This is a genomic window from Pseudalgibacter alginicilyticus (assembly GCF_001310225.1).
GTDB lineage: Bacteria > Bacteroidota > Bacteroidia > Flavobacteriales > Flavobacteriaceae > Pseudalgibacter > Pseudalgibacter alginicilyticus.
In genome coordinates, this window is record NZ_CP012898.1 from 352217 (window position 1) to 375686 (window position 23470).

Below are 23470 nucleotides of genomic sequence, written 5' to 3' on the forward strand. Positions count from 1 at the left end.
CTTACTAAAAACGGGAAGCCAATTTTCAACCTTTGTCCTGTTCTTGAAAACCAAGAATGACATTTGGCCAGATGTCCTCATTTATTTAAAACAAAATAAACGATGGACACAAATATCATCGAAAAGTTAGACCGCATTGAAAAACTCTTGTTAGAGCAACAAACAATGCAAAAGCAAGTATTAAACTTTAATGAAACTTGCAAGTATTTAGAATTATCCCAATCGCACTTGTATAAACTTACAAGTACGGGAACCATTCCACATTATAAACCGAATGGTAAGAAAATTTATTTTAACAGAGTTGAATTAGAACAATGGTTATTAAGTAACCGTGTTGATTCACAAGACGAAATCGAACAGCAAGCTGCCGATTACCTCATTAAGAAAGGAGCGGTAAAGTTATGACGGAAATATTCGATTTAATCTTGGCACTCTCGCAAGATATTAAGGACTTAAAAGCACGTATAGAATTGTTACGACAATCGAGAGCAGAAGTATTAAAAGATACGTGGATAGACAATCAAGATGTATTGCAGACCTTACATATTAGTAAGCGAACGCTACAAACTTTAAGAACCAATGGCACTTTGCCTTACAGCAAAGTGAAAGGTAAATTTTACTATAAAGTTGCTGACATAGAGCAATTGCTTAAAGACAACTACTACAACCATAATTTCAAGCGAGATGGAAATAAGTAGAGAAGCAATTTTAGACAAAACACATTATGGTTTAAAAATCTATGCCTATGTGTTGAGACAGTATTATCCTAATCAAACAGTCCTTTCTGTAAAAGGAAGGGACTGCGGGATAACTCGTAACCCATTTAATGGTGGAAAAGAAACTTTACGGATTCATATTGATGGTATTATAGCAACACATCGAGATACAGAATTAGAAGCCTTTATAGGTGATGTATTCGATTTTGCACAATACCATTTTAGAATAACCGATGAAGAAGATTTGTACCGGAAGATAAATCAAGAGCTACATCTAAATTTAGAAGTCAAGGAAAAAGACGAATTGGAATGGCTTAATGAACCAGACGATACCTGGTATGCCAACTGTAGCTTTTTCAAAGCACCTGTTCGCAATGTATTTCCTTCGGAAACCTTGCGACTGCATCAAGTATTTGCATTAATCACAAGTGATAAATACAAAAGCATTACTGAAGAATTAAGAGCAATTACCAATGTAAAAGAAGCACGTAAATTCAAAGCGAATCGCTTTGATTACGTAACGCTTTCAGGAACATTTGAAAAACGAAGCGATAACAATTTGCTAAAGCATTCTAATTTATTAACCATTGATTTTGACCATTTAGAGAATCTACAAGAGTTAAGAACGCAACTCTTAAATGATGAATATTTTGAAACTGAAATGCTCTTTATTTCACCATCTGGTGATGGTTTAAAATGGATTATTAGAATAGATGTTTCAGAGGTAACACATTCAGAATATTTTACAGCAGTAGCAAATTACATTAAACACAATTATAACATTGAGGTTGACCAGTCGGGTAAAGACGTTTCCAGAGCGTGTTTTTTACCATACGACCCAACAGCCTTTCTACATAAAAGACATCAAGCATTATGACTAAAATATTTAACCCAAAATATTGGTTAGAAGTTCCTAAAGAGCAACAAAAACCAACAAGCAACAAGGCAACAACAAATGTTATTGCTGTTGCCAATGATGACATTGAAACTTACATTTCTGCAATTGAGCAATCAGGTTTAGACATAACAGGAAATTATGCTTCTTGGAGAGATTTAGGTTTTGCGTTAGCTGAAGAATATGGAGAATCTGGTAGAGATTATTTCCATCGTATCAGTAAAAATTATGCAGGATATAATACTAAAGAATGTGATGCACAATTCAATAAATGCCTAAATGCAAAAGGACACGGAATAAGTATTGCAACTTTTTATCATCACGCACATCAAATAGGTATAAGGCTACCAAAATCTAAAATGAAGCTACTTCAACAAAAAGAGGAAAGCCAACAAGAAACAATGCCTACTATTCCTGAAAAGGTGTATAACAACCTTCCACAGTTTTTGCAACAAGTTGTAAATCCTGCAAGTGGTCAAGAGGAAAAAGATATTTTATTATTAGGTGCATTAACAGCCTTTAGTGCTTGCTTCCCAAAATTATTTGGTATTTACGACCAAAGAAAAGTATTCAGTAATTTATACTTATTTGTAACTGCACCAGCTTCAGCAGGAAAAGGCAGACTTAACCAAATTAAAAATTTGGTAGACCCTGTGCATAAAATAAAACGAGAACAATCCAAAATATTAAAGCAACAGTTTCAGTCAGAAACAGCGACTTATAATATGAACAAGGGCAAAGATGAAAACTTGGAAAAACCGAGTAAACCGCCAGAGCGAATGTTGTTTATTCCTGCCAACAATAGCGTTACGGGTGTTTATCAATTAATATCTGACAATGAAGGTAGAGGGTTAATTTTTGAAACTGAAGGTGATACTTTAGCACAAGCCTTTAAAAGTGATTACGGTAATTATTCCGATGGTTTTCGTAAAGCATTCCACCACGAAACCATTAGTTATTATCGAAGAACAGATAGAGAATATGTAGATATTGAAAGACCTTGTTTGTCAACAGTATTGTCAGGTACACCAAAGCAAATTCAAGCATTGGTTCCAAATGCTGAAAATGGGTTGTTTAGTCGTTTTATGTTTTATTATATGAATATCAAACCAACTTGGAAAAACGTTTTTCAAACAGGCACAGCAAATGGTTTAGATGAATACTATGACCAATTAGGAAAAGATTTTTTTGAGCTATACAAAACCTTAAAAAACAATCCAGCTATTGAAGTAAGGCTAACAACAGAGCAACAACAAAAATTCAATGTGTTTTTTGAAAAGTTACAAACCAAATATCTCAACTTACAACCAGATGATTATATCGCAACAGTAAGGCGTTTAGGCTTAATTGCATTTAGAATTATAATGTTATTTTCTGTATTTCGAATTATGGAAGATGGTGATGTCAACCAAGTGAGGTATTGTGAAGATGTAGATTTTGAAAACACATTGGAAATGATTAGCGTGTTAGTAAAGCATAGTAGTAAGGTTTTTAACGATTTACCTATGGAACAAAAGCAAGTAAAACGAGCCAATCGAAAAGAACGTTTTTTAGATGCGTTACCTCATCAATTTTCAAGACAAGATTATCTAAATATAGCCGACAAAAACAAAATACCCCACAAAACAGCAGAAGGCTATATTACCAAATTTGTTGATGCAGGTTTAATACATCGAGAAGCACACAACAATTATACAAATCCTGCAAAAACATAATTCAGGATTTTGAGGATTTAAGGATAAAATTGATAGGACTTCCTTAAATCCTTAACTTCCTCATTCCCTTGTTAATAACTGTTAATATCTTTTTCTTACTTCTTTCTTTCCTTTTCTTAAATTAGACAAAATTTGACAAGTCTAAATAATTCTATTATGGAGTTTGGAGAGTATATACGTTCATTGCGTGAAAAGCACAATTTACTATTAAGAGAAATGGCTGCAAACCTAAATATGGATGTTGCCTATTTAAGCAAAATAGAACGTGGAAATCGTATAGCAAGACGCGAACAAGTAGTCGCTTTTGCTAAAACATTAAAAGAAGACGAGAATGAATTAATTAAGCTATGGATGTCGGAACAAATTGTACTAATGCTAAAAAATGAAAAAGAGCGTACGGAAATCCTCAAAATAGCTGAAGAAAAAATTAGTAAGATTGTTAAAAAGGGTAAGAATTTAAAGTGATTTATGTTTAAAGAGAATAAATATTATGGAGAGGTATGGTTCAAATCTGCAGAGGATGATAAATGCTTTTGTGTATTAGAGTTAATTAATGATGAAGTACACATAACGACCAATTTATCAGAAAGATTACCTGCCTATCAAATAGAGTTAATTTATGGAGTTTTTACAGGTTTAGGCTATTTAACTTTTGTAAACTGCAAGATTAAAAACAGTAGCAATGGAATAGTAGAGACTAAAACTTATAAACCTAAATATACTTTTGCTTGTGCATATCATTTAATTGAACCTGTAGGTTTGAGAATTAATGAATTTCAAATTGACAATTTAGCAATTGTGAGTTGGGTTAGAAAAATGCATTGGTATAATTCTTTAGAAGACAAACTTGAAAAAGAGGATGACGTAATTCATAATACGAATATTGCTAAAGACTTATCTATAAAAATTACAAAATCAACATCATATACTTCTAACCACGATTTTTTTAGAATGGACAATGTTGGATATGTTGATTTTAAATCAGAAAAAAGTTTGAGTATTCTTGAGAGTATAGATTTATATAATTCATTTCAAAAATTATTTCATTTTTTATACGGTAAGTCTGTACAATTTAAGGCTTTTAATTTCAAATGTTTAAGTTGTGGTAACTGGGCTTCGTTATATTATAAGGATGATTTCAACAAGGAAAACATATCTGGTTTTATCGCGCTTGACTATGATACTATTAAAGATGATTTATCTAATATAATTAAGCATTGGTATAACAATGAAGGTATAGGTTATTGTGCTGATATTATCATCGAAAATTTACTCTCGGTTAAAACAAGTCATAGTAGACGATTTACAAATTCTTATTCAGCTTTTGAGGCTTATAGTTTGAAATTTGGAAACAAGATGAAGAACTCATCTTTTGCCAAAGATTTATTAGAACAAAAGCAATTATTAGCCGATATAACTAATATACCTAAAGATGAGATTAAAATTTATGTATCAAAAATTGTACGTCATCGAGATTATTTAATACATCGTACTAAAACAAAAAACAATATTTTCACACAATTTGAATTATTGTATATATCGTTTCTCTTGGATTATATAGTTGGTATTGGTCTAATGAAACAAATGGATGCTTCCGAAAAAATTATTGAAAAGATTATAGGTAGAGCCAAATCTACATATCAAGATATGCAGTCTGTAAATAAATTATTAAATAAAGATTTATTAGAAAGTACTAATCAAAAAGCACCAAATATGTAAAACCCAAAACACCTCATTACTTATGCAAGAACACTTAAAAACCAACATACTTAACTTTAAATGGCCTAATAGTGCGCCTACCATTTATTTAACTTTAGAAGATATTGAAGGTAGTCATCCTATACATAAATCTAAATTTTCAAGGCAGATTAAAGAGGTGTTTCCAGATGCAGACTTATCTAACAAAGACCAAATATTTACAACATTTACAACGGAAATACCAGATGCACCAAGCATTAAGTTAAATTTAGTAGATGGTAGAGAATTAAGAATATATAAGCAATTCCTTAAACACCAATTAAGAAGCTATTTTAAAGCAAAAGACTATGTAGTTGTAAAAAACTTTGTAGGTGATGTACAGGTTTGGATGCCTTCTCTTAAAGGCAATACAGAGCATTATAATTTATATTATAAGTTTTCATTTAAAATACAATTTGCAAAATTAACCGACTTACCAGAACTTATTGTATCGTACGATGGCACATCAAAAGTCCTTACAACGTCTGTTAAGGATATTGAGGATTCAGAGTTAATAAAACGTTGCGTATATGGACAAACTATCTTCAATTATCAAATGAACCTCGATACAGAGGAAAAAGAAGATTATTTCAATGCTATTGAGTTTGATAAAGCATTCCCAATTTTTAGTTTACCATTAGCCAGAGCATTAGAGATACCTATTGAAGAACCAATTAGACCAGCTAATAAATACCAAAAGTATGTAGCACTTATTAATAATTTTGCAACCAATTATTTGTTTGCAGAAGATTTTAAAGCCATTTTCCCGTTTAAAAACGATGCATTTATTGATGTGCCTCTCAACCGTATTAATCACATTGACCCACAAGTAGGATTATTAGAGTTTGGTAAAGACCAATATGGTAACAAGAAAACCCATTTAGTGCCTAAATTGGCAATGAATAACCTTAACCCATACAAACGACCAAACAACCAAAATATTAAGTTTTTCTTTGTGTACCATACCTCGCATAAAGAAGCAATTAAAACATTTTACAACAACCTTAAAACTGGTGTTACGGCAGATAAAAAATATTTTAAAGGGATTGAGGCTTATGTAAACATTAAGGCTTCAACTTCTAAAGAGCATTTTATAGAGTTTACCAACGAAAGCGACCCAATTCCAGAAATTACAGAAAAGTTAGAAAACCTTTCATTCGACCACGATACTGTACGTTATGCAGCGTTTTATTTAAGTCCTTTCGATAAGTTTACACCAAATCCTGAAGACCGAGAAATATATATTCAAATCAAAGAACTCTTTCTAAATGAAGGCATTGTTACACAGGTTGTAGATTATGAAAAAATGGTGGTCAATATCGAGAATCAATACAACTTCCAATTCTCATTACAAAATATGGCATTGGCAATTCACGCCAAATTAGGTGGCGCACCTTGGAAACTTGCAGTAACCGATAAAAAAGAATTAGTAATAGGTGTTGGTGCATTTACCAATCAAGGCGAAAACAGACGTTATATAGCAAGTGCCTTTAGTTTTCAAAACAATGGCTTGTTTAGAAAGTTCGAGTATTTTGACCAAAGCGAAACAGACCTGTTAGCAGGTAGTATATGTAAAGCCATAAGAGATTTTACATCTGTTGCAGAAGCTGATAAAGTAGTCATTCACTTCTATAAAGAAATGAGCTACGAGGAACTAAAACCTATTATAAGAGGGATGCATACATTAGGGTTAAAAATTCCTCTCTACATTCTAAATATCAATAAAACAGAAGCAGAAGATATTATTGCTTACGACCTCAATTGGAATAAAAAGTTAATGCCAGTAAGTGGTACATACATACGTATAAGCGAAAACCAATTTTTGCTGTTTAACAATGCACGTTACCCTAATTCTCAAAGGTATGCAGATACAGATGGCTATCCATTTCCAATAAAAATTAAAATAAGCAGTCCAGATGAAGATGCTTTTGAAGATGCAGACGTCGTGTTAGAATTATTAACACAAGTATATCAGTTTAGCAGATTGTATTGGAAATCACTACGACAACAGAATGTCCCAATCACTATAAAATATCCAGAAATGGTAGCACAAATAGCGCCACGATTTAATAATGGTGTTCCAGATGATGCCAAAGATGCTTTATGGTTTTTATAAAAGAATGATATGTCAAGATTAAGAAGAAAAGAAACACTTGCATCTATAATGGGTTTTGGTTTTATCCATTTTGAGTTCCATTTAATTGAAGATTATATGAATCATATGGAAACTCATTTTGAAAGAGAATTAAAAAATATAGAGGTTGAGTATGATAATTTTCAAAAATCCAAAGAGGTTGATAAATCAGAATATTCAGAGGAATATTTAGACCACATACAGGATTCCTTTATTGACAATGTTTTTATGTTTAATGATGTTTACATCAAAAATTATAGAAACGCTCAAATCATACAACTGTATTCTTTTTTTGAAGATGTTTTAAAACGTGGTTGTGATAGGTTCGCATCGTATAAACAAACAGACTACAGAGTAGATGACTTAAAGGGTAATAATGATATTGATAAGGTAAAGAAGTTCTTAAAGCAGTCAGCTAAAGTTGATTTTTCGATACTCAATCCTGAATGGAGTTTTATCGATAATTTTAGACAAGTACGTAATTTAGTTGTTCATCATAAGGGTATAATTAAAAACAACGATACCGTCAATAATAGTGATAAAAAGTTCAATAACATTAAGAGTTTTAGCAAAGGTAAGTTTACTTTAAAACAGTATGTCTCTTCACAAAATAGATTTGAAATAGTACTTGATAATCCAAAATTCTTTAAAGAGATAGTAAATAACATTGAAAGTCTATTAGATAAAATAGGCAGTAAAGAAATGCCTTTAAACGAAGTAAAATAGAGTATGTCAAACCCAATAAAACAACATTATATTCCACGTTCATATTTAAAGAACTTTGGAATTGAAGGTAGAAAAAGAAATTATTTTGTTGATGTTTATAAAACTGATGATGATATTCTTTTAGAACAGATTAGTACTAAAGATATTTGTTTTGAGAAAAACATATATACTATTCCAGCAGAATCTGATGAGATTAAATATGCATTAGAAAAACATTACGCTGAAAATGTAGATAGTGAATTTCAAAAGGTCTATTCTCTGCTTATTGATGAAAAAACTTTAACGGTAACCCAAGAACAAAAAATACAGATACTCTACGTTTGTCTCTCGCTATATTTTAGAACACCAAGAATTTTAAATCTTCAACGGAGTATGAATAATCAAATTTTTGATAGAGCAGCTCATACAGCAGATGAAGAAGGATTGATAAAAATGAACTTATATGGTGAAAAAATAAAGTTTCACATTGATGATATTGAAGCTGTAAAAAAAGAACATAACGAACGTTCAAGAACGGTTTTTTTAGTAAACCATTTAGAACAATGGGGGAATTTTGTAAAATATAAATATGACTGTACTATTAATGTTATTAAAATTAATGATGCGAATGCACCTCTCATAACTTGCGATAATCCTGTATCCATCAGGCATTTTGAAACAAATCGTTTTCAAGGGTTATATGACCCAAGAGCAGTAATAACTTTACCATTAGACCGCTCACATTATTTAGAAATTCATCCCAATGACTATGCAGATGGCCAAACAAGAATTAATCGTCTTACACAAGATAGAGACTATGTATTCACTACAAATGGAGTAACCCAACAGAATGCAGAAAAACTATTAATTGGTTATAAAGGAGATATTGATAAACATTTCGATATTCAAAGTCATTATGAAAAACCAGAAAATGGTGAGGAATTTGTCAAAAAAGCTAAATACAGAGCGGAACAAGCTCTAATTCTATTTGAGATTTTAAAGAAAAAAGGATTTGTTTCCAATGAATTTATTGGTAAGCTAAAAGAGTTATTAGAACACCCTTATTGTAAGGATGACATACAAATGCTGAAGTATAAAAAAGTACTTTCTAAAATGGGTAAGTGGTAGTATAATACTTTTGCAACATCATTTGCAACACCATTGCATTAAATAATTTATATATTTGTCTAAATTATATGAAAATATTTTTTTCCATATCAATGTCTATTTTATTCTTTTTTCAAGGGATAAGCATAGATATGGACTTTTGTGGTCCAATTAAAGAAATTTCAAGTGTTATTACCCATTATCAAGAACATAAAGTCTATGGCGACTCTTTCCTTGAATATGTAGTTGAAGATTACATTGACAATGATACAAAAAATGAAGGGCATCATCATAACCCAGATAAGGAGAATACACCTTTCCATTCCCATAATCAATGTTGTCACCCTTTGGTATTAATTATTGCGAACAACAATTTGGCTTTAACCAATCGACTAAAATTTGAAGAGAAAAAACAGTATAATTTACATAAAGTAAACTTCACTTCCAGATATTTGGAATCACTTTTCCAGCCACCAAGGGCATAATTCAGTTTTTTTAAAGGATAACTATATCCAATTTTGAGCCTAAATGGTTCTTTTTATTTCGTACAATTCTATTTCTTATATCAGAATTGTATCGAATAGTTTAACTGAATTAATACATTTTCTATGATTAATAAAATCATTGATTTTTCAATCAATAACAAATTCATTATTGGTTTGCTAACGCTTACCATTGTTGGAGCAGGTATTTGGAGTATGACCCAAGTACCAATCGATGCTGTTCCAGATATTACCAATAATCAAGTACAAGTCATTACACAAGCACCCAATTTAGGTACAGAGGACATTGAGCAATTTGTAACCTATCCTGTGGAAGTCGCAATGAGTAACTTACCTGAAGTAAAGGAAATCCGTTCCATTTCTCGTTTTGGCTTGTCTGTGGTTACTATAGTTTTTGACGATGATATGGGAACGTATCTACCGCGTCAATTAGTAGCTGAAAAACTAAACGAAGTCAAAGAACAAATTCCGAGTGGTTTTGGCGAACCAACTATGGGTCCTATTTCTTCTGGTTTAGGAGAAATCTATCAATACACACTTAAAGTAAAACCAGAATATAAAGACAAATATTCGGTTACTGATTTGCGTACAATGCAAGATTGGATTGTACAGCGTCAAATGGCTATGGTAGAAGGTGTTATTGAAGTAAACGCAATAGGTGGAAAAATTAAACAGTACGAAGTTGCTGTAGACCCAAACGAACTAAAAGCTATTGGTTTAACAATTACCGATGTTTTTGAAGCTCTTGAAGCCAACAATCAAAATACAGGTGGTGCATACATTGAAAAGAACCATCAAGCCAATTTTATTCGTGGCGAAGGCTTGGTGCGTAGTTTAGAGGATATTAAAAAGATTACGGTTAAAAACACAAACAATATTCCAATTACCGTAGGCGACATTGCAACGGTACAATTTGGTGCTGCTATTCGTTATGGCGCTTTAACCCAAGATGGCGAAGGCGAAGTAGTTGGTGGTTTGGTTATGATGCTTAAAGGCGCTAATTCAAACGATGTTATTGAGAATGTAAAAGTGCGAATGGCTCAAATTGAAGAATCATTGCCTGAAGGCGTGATTATTGAACCTTTATTAGACCGTAGTAAATTAATAGCAGAAACGACATCAACGGTAGCTGGAAACCTTATGGAAGGCGCATTAATAGTCATTTTTGTACTTATCTTTTTATTAGGAAACTGGAGAGGTGGTTTAATAGTAGCTTCAACAATTCCATTATCACTATTATTCGCATTTATACTAATGAATGTTTTTGATGTTTGGGCTAATTTAATGAGTCTGGGAGCAATAGATTTCGGAATTATTGTCGATGGTGCTGTAATTATTGTAGAAAGTACAGTTTTTCTTATTGCATCACAAGTATTAAAGAAAAGGAAATTGACATCCAAAGAACGCGATGGCGTTGCAGCAGATGCTTCAAAAAAAATGATGAATGCTGCCTTTTTCGGCCAGCTGATTATCCTAATTGTATTTCTACCAATATTAGCATTAGAAGGCATTGAAGGAAAAATGTTCAAACCAATGGCATTGACTTTCATTTTTGCAATGATTGGTGCAATGGTACTTTGTTTGACGTATGTACCAATGATGTCTGCCTTGATTTTAAGAGCACCAAAAAATGACAAACAATCGTATGGCGATAAATTTGTGCATTGGGTAGAACGTAAATACCAACCGCTATTAGAAAAAGCCTTAAAGAAAGGAAAATTAATAATTGGTGTTTCTGTTGTATTATTTGGTATTGCAGTTTTTATGTTTACAAGAATGGGTGGCGAATTTATTCCACAATTAGATGAAGGTGATATTGCATTTCACGCCATCTTAAAACCCGGTAGCTCACTTACAGAAACGATTGAAACAACTACAAAAATTGAACAAATTGTAAAAGCAAAGTTTCCAGAAGTTGAAAAAATAGTCAGTCGAATTGGTGTTGCAGAAATTCCAACAGATCCAATGCCAATGGATATTGCTGATGTTTTTGTAATACTGAAACCAAAAAGCGAATGGACTACTGTAGAGACAAAAGATGAACTCATTGAAAAAATGAAAGAAGCTGTTGAAATAATTCCTGGTGTTAACTATGAATTTACACAACCCATTGAAATGCGTTTTAATGAATTACTTGAAGGTGTTAGAGAAGATATTGCTATTAAACTTTATGGAGAAGATATAAATCTACTGTCTCAAAAAGCAGAAGAAATATCTAAAATCATTGCTGGTACAGAAGGTATTGGCGATATGAAAGCGGAAGCTACAACGGGTTTACCACAAATGACAATTACGTATAACAGAAGTAAATTGGCACAATACGGACTTCAAATAAATACATTAAATCAAATTGTGCAATCAGCTTTTGCAGGAGGAATAGCAGGAACTATTTTTGAAGGCGAAAAGCGATTTGATTTGGTGGTTAGGTTAAGTTCTCATAATCGTAAAGACATAACAGATGTGCAAAATTTGTATATCAACTTGCCTTCTGGTGCGCAAATTCCATTACGTGAAATTGCGGATGTTAGCTACAAAGCTGGTCCAATGCAAATCAGTAGAGACAATACCAACAGAAGAACTTATGTAGGTGTCAATGTTAGAGGTCGTGATGTAAAATCATTGGTAGAAGAAATTAAAACTAAATTAGATGCACAATTAGAACTGCCTTCTGGTTATTTCATTCGTTATGGTGGTGCTTTTGAAAATTTAGAACGTGCCAGTAACCGTTTACAAACTGTTGTTCCTATTGCCTTGTTACTCATTTTTGTACTGATTTATTTTGCATTAAAATCCTTACCACAAACCTTGATGATTTATATAGCAATCCCAATGGCAACCATTGGAGGTGTTGTAGCGTTATGGTTGCGTGATATGCCTTTTAGTATTTCGGCAGGTGTTGGTTTTATTGTGTTGTTTGGTGTTGCAGTATTAAACGGATTAGTAATGATTAGTGGTTTGAATGAGTTAAAAGAAGAAGGAGTTACCAATCTAAAAGATAGAATTATAGAAGGTACAAAGCGAAGAATCAGACCTATAATGTTAACTGCTTTTACAGATGTTTTAGGCTTTCTACCTATGGCAATTTCAGCATCGGCTGGTGCAGAAGTTCAGCGACCTTTAGCAACCGTTGTAATTGGTGGTTTGTTAACCTCTACACTATTAACATTATTCGTTTTACCTATATTATATCATTGGGTAGAAAACAAATCATTCAATTTTAGGGCTAACAAAAAGGTAATTACAGTTACTGCTATGGTGGCTTTTATGTTTTTGTTGCCAATAACAGGAAATGCGCAAAAAATAAATGATTCGTTACCAATTATTTCGATGCAAGAAGCTGTAAAATTGGCTAAAGAAAACTATCCAAGTTTAAAACAACAACAACTCGAAATTGATAAGCAACAACAATTAAAAGGAACTGCTTTCGATTTTGGTACTACCCAAATTTTTACGGGAGGTGAAGAAATCAATAACGGAAATGGTATTTACACCACTATTGGAGTTGGTCAATCAAATATTGATGTATTTGGTATAGCACCAAAGAGAAAATTACTGGAGCAACGCATTCAGTTAGCTCAAAAAGCGTTTCAGCTTTCAGAATTAGATTTAGAACTGGAAGTAAAGAAAGCGTGGGCAAATGCTTTACAGAGTAAAAGGAATTATAATTTATACAAAGAGTTAGATTCCATTTATACCAACTTTGAAAAAGCAGTTGCTTTAAATTATGAAGTAGAAGCCATTTCTAAACTGGAATATGCAGCAGCCAAAAATCAAGCCTTACAGATTCAGAATAAATTTTTGCAATCAAAAAGCGAATATGTTATTGCTTTACAACAATTAAACTTGTGGTTGATTTCAGATGATTTTTATACGGTTTCAGATGAAATTGATATAGCGAGCGAAATAAATGTAGAATCCTTTAGTATAGAAGCACACCCTTTATATACTGTTTCTCAACTTCAACTCGCAGAGGCAGAAGCAAACTTTAAAGCTGCCAAAGCTGAAAATTTACCAAAGTTAAACCTTCAAGGTGGTTTGCAAAAAGTAAACGGAAATTCAGGGTTTTATACCTATCAAGCTGGTATTTCCATACCGTTTTTATCTGGTACAACAAAAGCACAAGTTAGAACTGCAAAAATTGATAGGCAAATTGCCGAATCAAATATGCAGTTCAAGCAAAAGGAAGTGCAATCTAAATTTAATCAAGCCAAAGAAAATCACCAAAAATGGAAAACATCTTGGCTGTTCTATAAGGATGAAGTATTACCACTTATTAAAGAACAAAAAACTGGTGCTTTGTTTGCTTATAAAGAAGGAGAGATTGATTACACAGCGTTTACACAACTTATAAAAGAAGCTATTCAATCAGAACTGGAAGCTCAAACAGCGTTAGCAAACTATTTAGAAAGTACATTTCAATTACAATATTTTAATCAATAAGACAATGAAAAACACACAATATATAATTTTAGCACTACTAACAGTTTCATTTTTAGTTGTTGCTTGCGGAAATAAAGAAAGCCATAAGGAAGGTGATGGTCATTCCCATAACGAGGAACAAAAGATTGAAGAAAACGATGACCATAGCGAAGGCGAAGAAGTGATGCTTTCACAACAACAGTTTGAAGCTTTAAAAATGAAGATAGACACCATTGCATTGCGTAATATGAGTGGTTATGTAGAAGCAAATGGCACATTGGAAGTACCACCACAAAGTGAAGCAGCAATAACTTCTGTAGTTGGTGCAAATGTGTTATCCATAAAAGTGATTGAAGGAGACAAAGTGAATAAAGGTCAAATTGTGGCATATCTTTCACATCCAAATATTATTCAAATGCAAACCGATTATTTGAATGCTTTTAGCAATAGTAATTTTTTAAAGAAGAACTTTGAGCGTCAACAAAAATTATATGATGCGGGAGTTGGCTCTGGTGCAAATTTTCAAAAGGCCGAAGCCGAATATGATGCCTCTAAAGCTATGGTAAATGGATTGGAAGCGCAGTTGAAACTATTAAACATAAATACGTCATCAGTACGAAATGGAACAATTGCTCAAAGTATATCATTACGCAGTCCTATTGAAGGCTATGTGCAAAAGGTAGAAGTAAAAACAGGACAGTATGTTGAACCACAAACTGAACTCTTTGAAATTGTAAATACACATCACGTTCACGCTGATTTAATGGTCTTTGAAAAAGATGTGTATAAAGTTAAGAAAGGTCAAAAAGTAAGCTTTAATATACAAACAATGCAAGATGAAGAATTAACAGCAGAAATCTATTCCGTAAGCAAAACATTTGAAGATGACCCTAAAGCAGTACACGTACACGCTGAAATTGAAAACAAGAAAGGTAACTTAATTCCTGGAATGTATATCCAAGGTAAAATTCAAGTAGAGAACACCAAAACAAAAGCACTTCCTGAAAGTGCGATAGTAAAAGAAGGTGATAGATTTTTCGTGTTTTCGGCAGAAAAAGAAAATGACGATTGGAGTTTTAAACCTATTGAAGTGCTTTTAGGAGCAAAAGATGGCAATTGGGTAGCTGTTCAATTTACTGAAGAACAAGATAAAATCACAAAATTCGCTTATAACAATGCGTATTATTTAATAGCCGAAATGAAAAAAGGAGAAGCAGAACACGAACATTAGATTATGCAAACCATAGAACAATTATTAGAGTTAAAAAATATTCGCGTTACGGCAATGCGTTTATTGATTTATAAGTTTCTTGTAAATAAACAAGTAGCAGTAACATTAAGTGATATAGAAAATGCTTTTGAAAAAGCAGATAGAACTACATTGTACAGAACTATTAAAACATTCGAGGAAAAAGATATTGTGCATCAAATAGATGATGGTACAGGTATTACTAAATATGCTTTATGTGAACAAGGTTGTAGTTGTGATATAAATAAAGATTTACACTTACATTTCCATTGTAACAATTGTAATGAAACCATTTGCTTAACAGACCATAAAATACCAAAAATTAAAGTGCCTGATGGCTTTGTTTCAGAAAATGTAAACTTGGTTGTAAAAGGTATATGTGATAAGTGTAGTGGATAACAAATGCACTTCCATTGCACTAACGATTGTACTACTTTTATTCAAAATTAATGGATATGAAGTTTAATGCTAAAATACCTAAACCTCTTAAACAGGCTTATAACGAAGAATTAAAACGATATAGTTTCTGTTTAGAAAATAAGCAGTATAGTAATGCTTGGTATCATTTAGAACGCAGTCATATCATAGGGCAATCTTACCCAATAGAACATACCTATTCACATTGGTTAATGCTAAAGTTTGGATTTATGCAAAAAGATGCTAAAGAAGTACTCGGTCAAATTATTAGGTTACTTGTTGGTGGTTGGAAATCATTTATTGACCACGTGCCACTTGGTAACACAGGCAGTGCAAACGTACCACCATTAAAATCTATGCCTATACCTAATGATATTAAAAATTTATTCAATTCAAAATGAAGAAAAAGAAAGTCAATTTAAGGGATTTAAAACCAAATTCAGAAGAACAACATTCTCACGATGATGGTCATAATCACGCTAATGGAAGTGCATTTAAAACTTATGTGCCAGCAATTATAAGTTTTACGATGCTTATGATGGGTATAGGTTTAGATTATTTTGATGTTTCTTTTTTTAAGAATTGGACTCGCATTATATGGTATGGTATTGCTTATTTACCAGTTGGACTTCCTGTTGTAAAAGAAGGCTGGGAAAGTATTAAAAAAGGCGATGTATTTACAGAGTTCTTTTTAATGTCTATAGCCACTATTGGAGCCTTTATTATTGGCGAATATCCTGAAGGTGTTGCAGTAATGTTGTTTTATGCAGTTGGGGAATTATTCCAAAATGCAGCAGTTAACAGAGCAAAAGGAAATATAAAAGCCTTACTTGATGTAAGACCAAATGAAGCTCTGGTATATCGCAACAATAATTATGTGTCTGTAAGTCCAGAAACGGTTGAAATTGGTGAAAAAGTGCAAGTACGTGTAGGAGAAAAAATCCCTTTAGATGGTATTCTACTTTCCGACAAAGGTTCATTCAACACAGCAGCATTAACAGGTGAAAGTAAACCAGATACGATTGCAAAAGGCGAAAAAGTATTTGCTGGAAGTATTAATATGGATGGCGTTATTGAAATTGAAACCACCAAAGAATTTAAAGATAGTTCCATTGCTCGAATTTTGGATATGGTACAGAACGCAACAGCTCGAAAATCTAAAACAGAATTATTCATCAGACAATTCGCTCGTATTTACACACCAATAGTTGTGTTTTTAGCAATAGGTGTTACGTTTCTACCATACTTTTTTGTAGATGATTATGTTTTTAGAGATTGGTTATACAGAGCCTTAATTTTCTTGGTGATTTCTTGTCCTTGTGCTTTGGTAATATCAATTCCATTAGGTTATTTCGGAGGATTGGGAGCAGCTTCAAAAAACGGAATTTTATTTAAAGGCGCTTCCTTTTTAGATGCAATGACCAAGATAAACACGTTGGTGATGGATAAAACTGGAACGGTTACTAAAGGTGTTTTCAAAATAAAAGAAATCAAAGCAATTGGTTGGGATGAAAAAGAGTTTATGAAGTACCTGATGGCGATGGAAGAACAATCCACACATCCTATTGCAAAAGCTATTTTAGAATATAAAGATGAAGGCGCAGATTATGAGGCTTCCGAAGTTACAGAAATAGCAGGAAAAGGTTTAAAAGGTATAGTAAATGGTAAGACTGTTTTAGTTGGTAATAAAGCCCTAATGTCAGCCAATAATATTAAAGTTTTAGAGGAAACAGAAACTATTGTAGAATCTATAGTATTAGAATCTATAGACAATGAATTTGCAGGTTATGTTGTCATTGCAGATGAATTAAAAGAAGATGCAAAAGAAACAATTACCAATTTACATAAAGTAGGTATTAATAATATAATGATGCTTTCTGGAGATAAGGATTCCATTACCCAACAAGTAGCAAGAGAATTAAATATTGAAAAGGCTAAAGGTGGTTTGTTACCAGAAGATAAATTAAATGAAGTTGAGCTTTTAAAACAAAATCCTGAAAATAAAATTGCTTTTATAGGTGATGGTATTAATGACGCACCAGTTTTAGCAGCAAGTGATGTAGGAATAGCAATGGGTGGTTTAGGTAGTGATGTCGCTATTGAAACAGCAGATGTTATCATTCAAACAGACCAACCTTCAAAAGTGGTAAAAGCGATTAAAATTAGTCGTTCCACTCGTAAAATTGTATGGCAAAACATCATTTTAGCATTTGGAGTAAAAGTAATTGTTCTGATTTTAGGAGCAGGTGGTTTAGCAACAATGTGGGAAGCAGTTTTTGCCGATGTTGGTGTGGCTTTATTAGCAATATTAAATGCAGTTAGACTACAACGAATGCGATGGAGTTAACCATTAAACTTCTGTTAAACAAAATGAACATTTGTTAAAATTTCGTAACTTCGCAAACAGTATGAAACAAGTATTCCATAAAATAATGTCTTTAGCAATGGCTTTTGTAGTGTTATGCTCTACAATGTCATTTACGCTTAATATGCATTTTTGTGGAGATGCTTTAGTAGAAACAGCTGTTTTTAATAAGGCTAAGGGTTGTGGTATGGAAATGCAAAAGCCATCTACAGAAGGATGTGCTATTACCAAGAAAAACTGTTGTAATGATGAACAATTGGTAGTTGATGGTCAAGACGAACTACAATTACAAGTTGACAAAATTTCTTTTGAACAACAAGTTTTCATTGCCTCATTGGTTTATACCTATATTAACCTTTTTGAAGGTTTAGATAACAATGTATCTTCTTTTGAAGAATATGAACCACCACTCGTCGTCAGGCAAATCTTCAAGATTGACGAGACTTATTTAATTTGATTTTTAAACAATAGACTGTTTTATCCTATGACTTTATAATGTCATAAGGATAATTTGCTGTATTCGGTGTTTTCTTAACGCCAATGTCTAACTGTTTAATAATCAAATCATATGCTTAATAAAGCAATCAAATTTCTTATAGAGAATAAACTCGTTGCAGTTCTGCTACTTGCTCTTTTTGTTGGATGGGGAACTGTAAACGCACCTTTCAATTGGGATACTGGATTTTTACCAAGTAATCCTGTGGCTGTTGATGCCATCCCAGATATCGGAGAAAATCAACAAATTGTATTTACAAAGTGGGATGGTCGTTCGCCACAAGATATAGAAGACCAAATCACTTATCCATTAACCACATCCTTATTAGGTATTCCAGGAGTAAAAACCATTCGTAGTTCGTCTATGTTTGGGTTTTCAAGTATCTATATCATTTTTGAAGAAGATGTAGAATTCTATTGGAGTCGTAGTCGTATTCTAGAAAAACTCAATTCATTACCAAGTGGTTTATTACCTGAAGGTGTTAATCCTGCTTTGGGTCCAGATGCAACAGGATTAGGACAAATATTTTGGTACACACTTGAAGGACGTGATGAAAACGGAAAAGTTACTGGTGGTTGGGATTTACAAGAGTTACGCAGTATTCAAGATTACTATGTAAAATATGCACTATCCTCTGCAAGCGGTGTTTCGGAAGTCGCTTCAATTGGTGGTTATGTTCAAGAATATCAAGTGGATGTCAACCCAGAATTAATGCGTCAATATAATATAGGATTGCATCACGTTGTAAAAGCAGTTAAGGAAAGTAATAAAGACATTGGTGCACAAACTATTGAAATTAATAATGCAGAATATTTAGTACGTGGTTTAGGTTATGTGAAATCTATTGAAGACATAGAAAATGCAGTCGTTACTTCCGAAAATTATACAGCAATACGAATCAAAGATATTGGAAAAGTCTCTTTAGGTCCAGCAACACGACGTGGGTTATTAGATAAAGAAGGTGCAGAAGTTGTAGGTGCTGTTGTTGTAGCTCGTTACGGAGCAAACCCAATGGAAGTTATTAATAATGTAAAAGAAAAAATTAATGAATTAAGTGCAGGATTACCTTCAAAAGTATTAGCAGATGGTAGAACATCACAAGTCACAATAGTTCCATTTTACGATAGAACAGAATTGATTCAAGAAACGTTAGGTACACTCAATGAAGCTCTAACATTAGAAATACTGATTACCATTTTGGTTATTATCATTATGGTGTTTAATCTTCGAGCTTCAGTATTAATTTCTGGCTTATTACCTGTTGCGGTTTTAATGGTTTTTATAGCAATGAAGTTCTTTGGTGTAGATGCAAACATCGTCGCATTATCTGGTATTGCAATTGCTATTGGTACAATGGTCGATGTTGGTGTCATTCTTTCAGAAAACATTATTAGGCATTTGGATGAAGATGATGGAACAAAACCCATTAATACGGTAGTTTATAACGCCACAGCAGAAGTATCTGGTGCAATCGTTACCGCAGTAATGACAACCATAATCAGTTTCATTCCAGTCTTTACAATGATTGGCGCTGAAGGTAAACTATTTAGACCGTTAGCATTCACAAAAACCTTTGCATTAACAGCTTCCATAATTGTAGCCTTGTTTTTAATACCACCATTCGCTGCATTTTTATTCAGAAAGAAAAGTATTAAAAACACTTTTAAATATGTTTTAAATGGTGTTTTAATAGCTTTAGGAGTCGTAGCAATAGTCTTTGGGTATTGGTTAGGATTGATTTTGATAGCTTTTGGAATTACAGCACTTCTCAATCTTCAAAGTAAGATAACAGACAAACAAACTAATCTTATCAATATCATTATTTCAGCATCTGCGATAGTATTCCTGTTAGCCGAATATTGGCGACCATTAGGCGTTGATAAAAGTATCTTTTGGAATCTCATTTTTGTAAGTATTATATGCTTTGGTTTATTAGGTGTTTTTTCGCTATTCATCAAATACTATACGCGTATTTTAAAGTGGTGTTTAGATAATAAATTATTGTTTTTGTCTATTCCTACTGCGATTGTTATTGCAGGGTTTTTCATAATGAAGAATACAGGAAAAGAGTTTATGCCATCATTAAATGAAGGCTCATTTCTACTAATGCCAACATCTATGCCTCATTCTGGCGTAGAAGAAAACAAACGAGTTTTACAGCAATTAGATATGGCGGTGGCCAGTATTCCAGAAATTGAAACGGTAGTTGGTAAGGCAGGTAGAACAGAATCAGCTTTAGACCCAGCACCTTTATCAATGTACGAAAACATCATTCAGTACAAACCAGAATATATGTTGAATGCAGATGGAGAAAGGCAACGCTACAAAGTAAATGATGATGGTTTGTTTGAATTAAAAGATGGTCGTGCTATTTCTAATCCCAATAATTCCAAAAATGTTGAATATAGCACAGTCAAAAGCTCTCAACTAATTGAAGATGACGATGGTGAATACTATCGTAATTGGCGACCAGAAATTGAATCACCTGATGATATTTGGGATGAAATTGTAAGAGTTACCAAATTACCAGGTGTTACGTCAGCACCAAAGCTACAACCGATTGAAACCCGATTGGTAATGCTTCAAACAGGAATGCGAGCACCTATGGGAATAAAAGTAAAAGGTCAAGACTTAAAGCAAATTGAAACGTTTGGTGTGCAATTAGAAAACATCATCAAGGAAGCTGAAGGCGTTAAAAAGGAAGCTGTTTTTGCAGACCGTATTGTTGGCAAACCGTATTTGCTTATTGATATTGATAGAGAAAAAATTGCACGTTATGGTATTTCTATACAAGATGTTCAAGACGTATTAAAAGTCGCAGTTGGTGGTATGGTTTTAACACAAACGGTTGAAGGTCGTGAGCGATATGGTGTTCGTGTGCGATACCCAAGAGAATTACGGGCAAATCCAACAGACTTACAACAGATTTATGTGCCAGTTGAAAAAGGCAGTCCTGTTCCATTAAGCGAGTTGGCAACCATTCGTTACGAACAAGGGCCACAAGTCATTAAAAGTGAAGACACCTTTTTAGTAGGTTATGTCTTGTTTGATAAATTAGATGGTTTTGCAGAAGTAAGCGTTGTTGAAAATGCACAAGCATTGATTCAAGAAAAGATAGATTCTGGTGAATTGATAGTTCCTAAAGGAATCAACTATGCATTCACAGGAACTTACGAAAATCAATTACGAGCAGAAAAAACCTTATCTGTTGTTGTGCCATTAGCATTGGCGATAATCTTTTTAATACTGTATTTCCAATTCCGTTCTGTGGCAACCTCATTAATGGTGTTTACAGGAATTGCAGTAGCTTTTGCTGGTGGATTTGTAATGATATGGCTCTATGGTCAAGATTGGTTTTTAAACTTCAATTTCTTTGGCGAAAATCTGCGTGATTTATTCCAGATGCACCCAATTAATTTAAGTGTGGCTGTTTGGGTAGGATTTATTGCACTTTTCGGTATTGCAACCGATGATGGTGTGGTTATGGCAACCTATTTAACGCAAACTTTTAATAGAAATACACCAGAGAATAAAAAGGAAATTAGAGCGTCCATAGTAGAAGCAGGAGAAAAACGTATCAGACCGTGTTTAATGACTACAGCAACAACCATTCTAGCATTATTGCCAGTATTAACCTCTACAGGACGAGGAAGCGATATTATGATTCCAATGGCAATACCAAGTTTTGGTGGAATGTTAATCGCTTTAATCACCTTATTTGTTGTACCAGTATTATATAGCTGGAAATCCGAAGTTCAACTTAAAAGAGCAACAAAATGAAATACATAAAAATCAATATAAAAACAGTCTTTGTTCTTTGCTCTTTATGCTTTGTGCTTTCTGCGCAAAGTCAAGAGTTAGAAACACTTATTGATGTAGCATTAAATAACAATCCAGAAATTCAAAAATTTGAGTTGCAATACAAAAGAGTTTCCGAAAAGGTAAACGAAGTCAATACGATTCCTAATACTGAATTTGGTGTAGGTTATTTTGTAAGCGAACCAGAAACGAGAACAGGAGCGCAACGATTTAAAGTATCTGCCAAACAAATGTTACCGTGGTTTGGGACAATTACATCAAGAGAAAATTATGTTAGTTCCTTAGCCGATGCAAAATATGAAGACATCGTTATTGCAAAGCGAAAATTGATGGCTTCTGTATCACAATCCTATTATGATTTATACGCTAACAAAGCGAAACAAATGGTGCTAACAGAAAACATTAAACTATTGGAAACCTATGAGACATTAGCACTAACATCTGTTGAGGTTGGTAAAGCATCTGCTGTAGATGTATTGCGATTACAAATGCGTCAAAACGAAATGCAACAACTAAAGGATGTTTTAAGTCAACAGTTTTTAGCAGAACAAACGAATCTTAATAATCTTTTGAATAGAGAAAATGATGTTGCTGTTACTGTGGTAGATAGTTTAATGATGCCTTCAGAAGACTTTGAAATCATTACTGAAAATTTAGCATTACATCCTGAATTGTTGAAGTATGATAAACTATATCAATCCATAGAACAATCAGAATTACTAAACCAAAAAGAAAGTAGTCCTATGATTGGTTTTGGATTAGACTATATCAATGTTTCCGAAAGACCAGATATGAATTTCTCGGATAACGGAAAAGATATTGTGATGCCTATGGTTTCCGTGTCAATCCCAATTTTTAATAAAAAATATAAATCTCAAACCAAGCAAAATGAGTTAGAACAGCAAGAAATAACAGCTCAAAAACAAGAACGATTAAACACTTTGGAAACGCTTTTAAGCAAGGCGATTAATGAACGTATTTCTGCAAGAATAAGTTATGCTACGCAAACCAAGAACTTAAAACAAGCCAAAGATGCTGAAGAAATTTTAATCAAAAGCTATGAAACAGGAACGATTGATTTTAATGATGTTCTTGATATTCAAGAATTACAACTAAAATTTCAAATGAACCAAATAGAGTCTATTAAGGGCTACTATGTGCAAAGCACAATTATTAATTATTTAATTCAATAA

At 33.0% G+C, this 23470-nt stretch carries 18 protein-coding genes; all 18 read left to right on the forward strand.

The window, feature by feature from the left end:
- Positions 1–102: 102 nt before the first annotated feature.
- The 18 genes from APS56_RS01395 (at position 103) to APS56_RS01480 (ending at position 23470) form a co-directional block, all read left to right on the forward strand.
- A complete protein-coding gene (locus tag APS56_RS01395; RefSeq protein WP_054724075.1) occupies positions 103–405 on the forward strand; it encodes a helix-turn-helix domain-containing protein in 303 nt (100 codons plus the stop codon).
- Positions 402–698, forward strand: coding sequence for a helix-turn-helix domain-containing protein (locus APS56_RS01400; protein WP_054724078.1), 297 nt, complete (start codon positions 402–404; stop codon positions 696–698). The genes APS56_RS01395 and APS56_RS01400 overlap by 4 nt, the downstream gene beginning before the upstream one ends.
- Positions 685–1593: a BT4734/BF3469 family protein gene (locus APS56_RS16695; protein WP_082379219.1), complete on the forward strand. Its 909-nt coding sequence runs from the start codon at positions 685–687 to the stop codon at positions 1591–1593. Before APS56_RS01400 ends, APS56_RS16695 begins: the two co-directional genes overlap by 14 nt.
- Entirely contained in the window at positions 1590–3326 is a 1737-nt protein-coding gene (locus APS56_RS01410; RefSeq protein WP_054724079.1) for a DUF3987 domain-containing protein, read from the forward strand. Before APS56_RS16695 ends, APS56_RS01410 begins: the two co-directional genes overlap by 4 nt.
- A gap of 132 nt (positions 3327–3458) precedes the next feature.
- Positions 3459–3791 (forward strand): helix-turn-helix domain-containing protein, encoded by a 333-nt coding sequence (locus tag APS56_RS01415; protein ID WP_139181074.1) that lies wholly within the window; start codon positions 3459–3461, stop codon positions 3789–3791.
- A 3-nt stretch (positions 3792–3794) separates the two neighbouring features.
- Positions 3795–5045, forward strand: a complete 1251-nt coding sequence (locus tag APS56_RS01420) for an ApeA N-terminal domain 1-containing protein (RefSeq protein ID WP_054724083.1) — start codon at positions 3795–3797, stop codon at positions 5043–5045.
- A gap of 22 nt (positions 5046–5067) precedes the next feature.
- Positions 5068–7179 (forward strand): Piwi domain-containing protein, encoded by a 2112-nt coding sequence (locus tag APS56_RS01425; RefSeq protein ID WP_054724085.1) that lies wholly within the window; start codon positions 5068–5070, stop codon positions 7177–7179.
- Between the two features lie 9 nt (positions 7180–7188).
- Positions 7189–7923, forward strand: a complete 735-nt coding sequence (locus APS56_RS01430; protein WP_054724086.1) for a hypothetical protein — start codon at positions 7189–7191, stop codon at positions 7921–7923.
- A 3-nt stretch (positions 7924–7926) separates the two neighbouring features.
- On the forward strand, positions 7927–9030 hold the full coding sequence (locus APS56_RS01435) for a DUF4238 domain-containing protein (protein ID WP_054724087.1): 1104 nt from the start codon (positions 7927–7929) through the stop codon (positions 9028–9030).
- A 68-nt stretch (positions 9031–9098) separates the two neighbouring features.
- On the forward strand, positions 9099–9494 hold the full coding sequence (locus APS56_RS01440; protein ID WP_236778447.1) for a hypothetical protein: 396 nt from the start codon (positions 9099–9101) through the stop codon (positions 9492–9494).
- A 123-nt stretch (positions 9495–9617) separates the two neighbouring features.
- The gene (locus APS56_RS01445; RefSeq protein ID WP_054724089.1) at positions 9618–13952 is read left to right on the forward strand and encodes a CusA/CzcA family heavy metal efflux RND transporter; all 4335 of its coding nucleotides are present in this window, start codon (positions 9618–9620) and stop codon (positions 13950–13952) included.
- Between the two features lie 4 nt (positions 13953–13956).
- Complete coding sequence (locus APS56_RS01450; protein ID WP_054724090.1) at positions 13957–15162, forward strand: efflux RND transporter periplasmic adaptor subunit; 1206 nt, start codon at positions 13957–13959, stop codon at positions 15160–15162.
- Positions 15163–15165: 3 nt separating this feature from the next.
- Entirely contained in the window at positions 15166–15579 is a 414-nt protein-coding gene (locus APS56_RS01455) for a Fur family transcriptional regulator (protein WP_054724091.1), read from the forward strand.
- A gap of 56 nt (positions 15580–15635) precedes the next feature.
- Positions 15636–15998, forward strand: coding sequence for a DUF3703 domain-containing protein (locus APS56_RS01460; RefSeq protein WP_054731062.1), 363 nt, complete (start codon positions 15636–15638; stop codon positions 15996–15998).
- Entirely contained in the window at positions 15995–17944 is a 1950-nt protein-coding gene (locus APS56_RS01465; RefSeq protein ID WP_054724092.1) for a heavy metal translocating P-type ATPase, read from the forward strand. The genes APS56_RS01460 and APS56_RS01465 overlap by 4 nt, the downstream gene beginning before the upstream one ends.
- A 61-nt stretch (positions 17945–18005) precedes the next feature.
- On the forward strand, positions 18006–18419 hold the full coding sequence (locus APS56_RS01470; RefSeq protein ID WP_054724093.1) for an HYC_CC_PP family protein: 414 nt from the start codon (positions 18006–18008) through the stop codon (positions 18417–18419).
- A gap of 111 nt (positions 18420–18530) precedes the next feature.
- Complete coding sequence (locus tag APS56_RS01475) at positions 18531–22238, forward strand: efflux RND transporter permease subunit (RefSeq protein WP_054724095.1); 3708 nt, start codon at positions 18531–18533, stop codon at positions 22236–22238.
- Positions 22235–23470 (forward strand): TolC family protein, encoded by a 1236-nt coding sequence (locus APS56_RS01480; RefSeq protein WP_054724096.1) that lies wholly within the window; start codon positions 22235–22237, stop codon positions 23468–23470. Before APS56_RS01475 ends, APS56_RS01480 begins: the two co-directional genes overlap by 4 nt.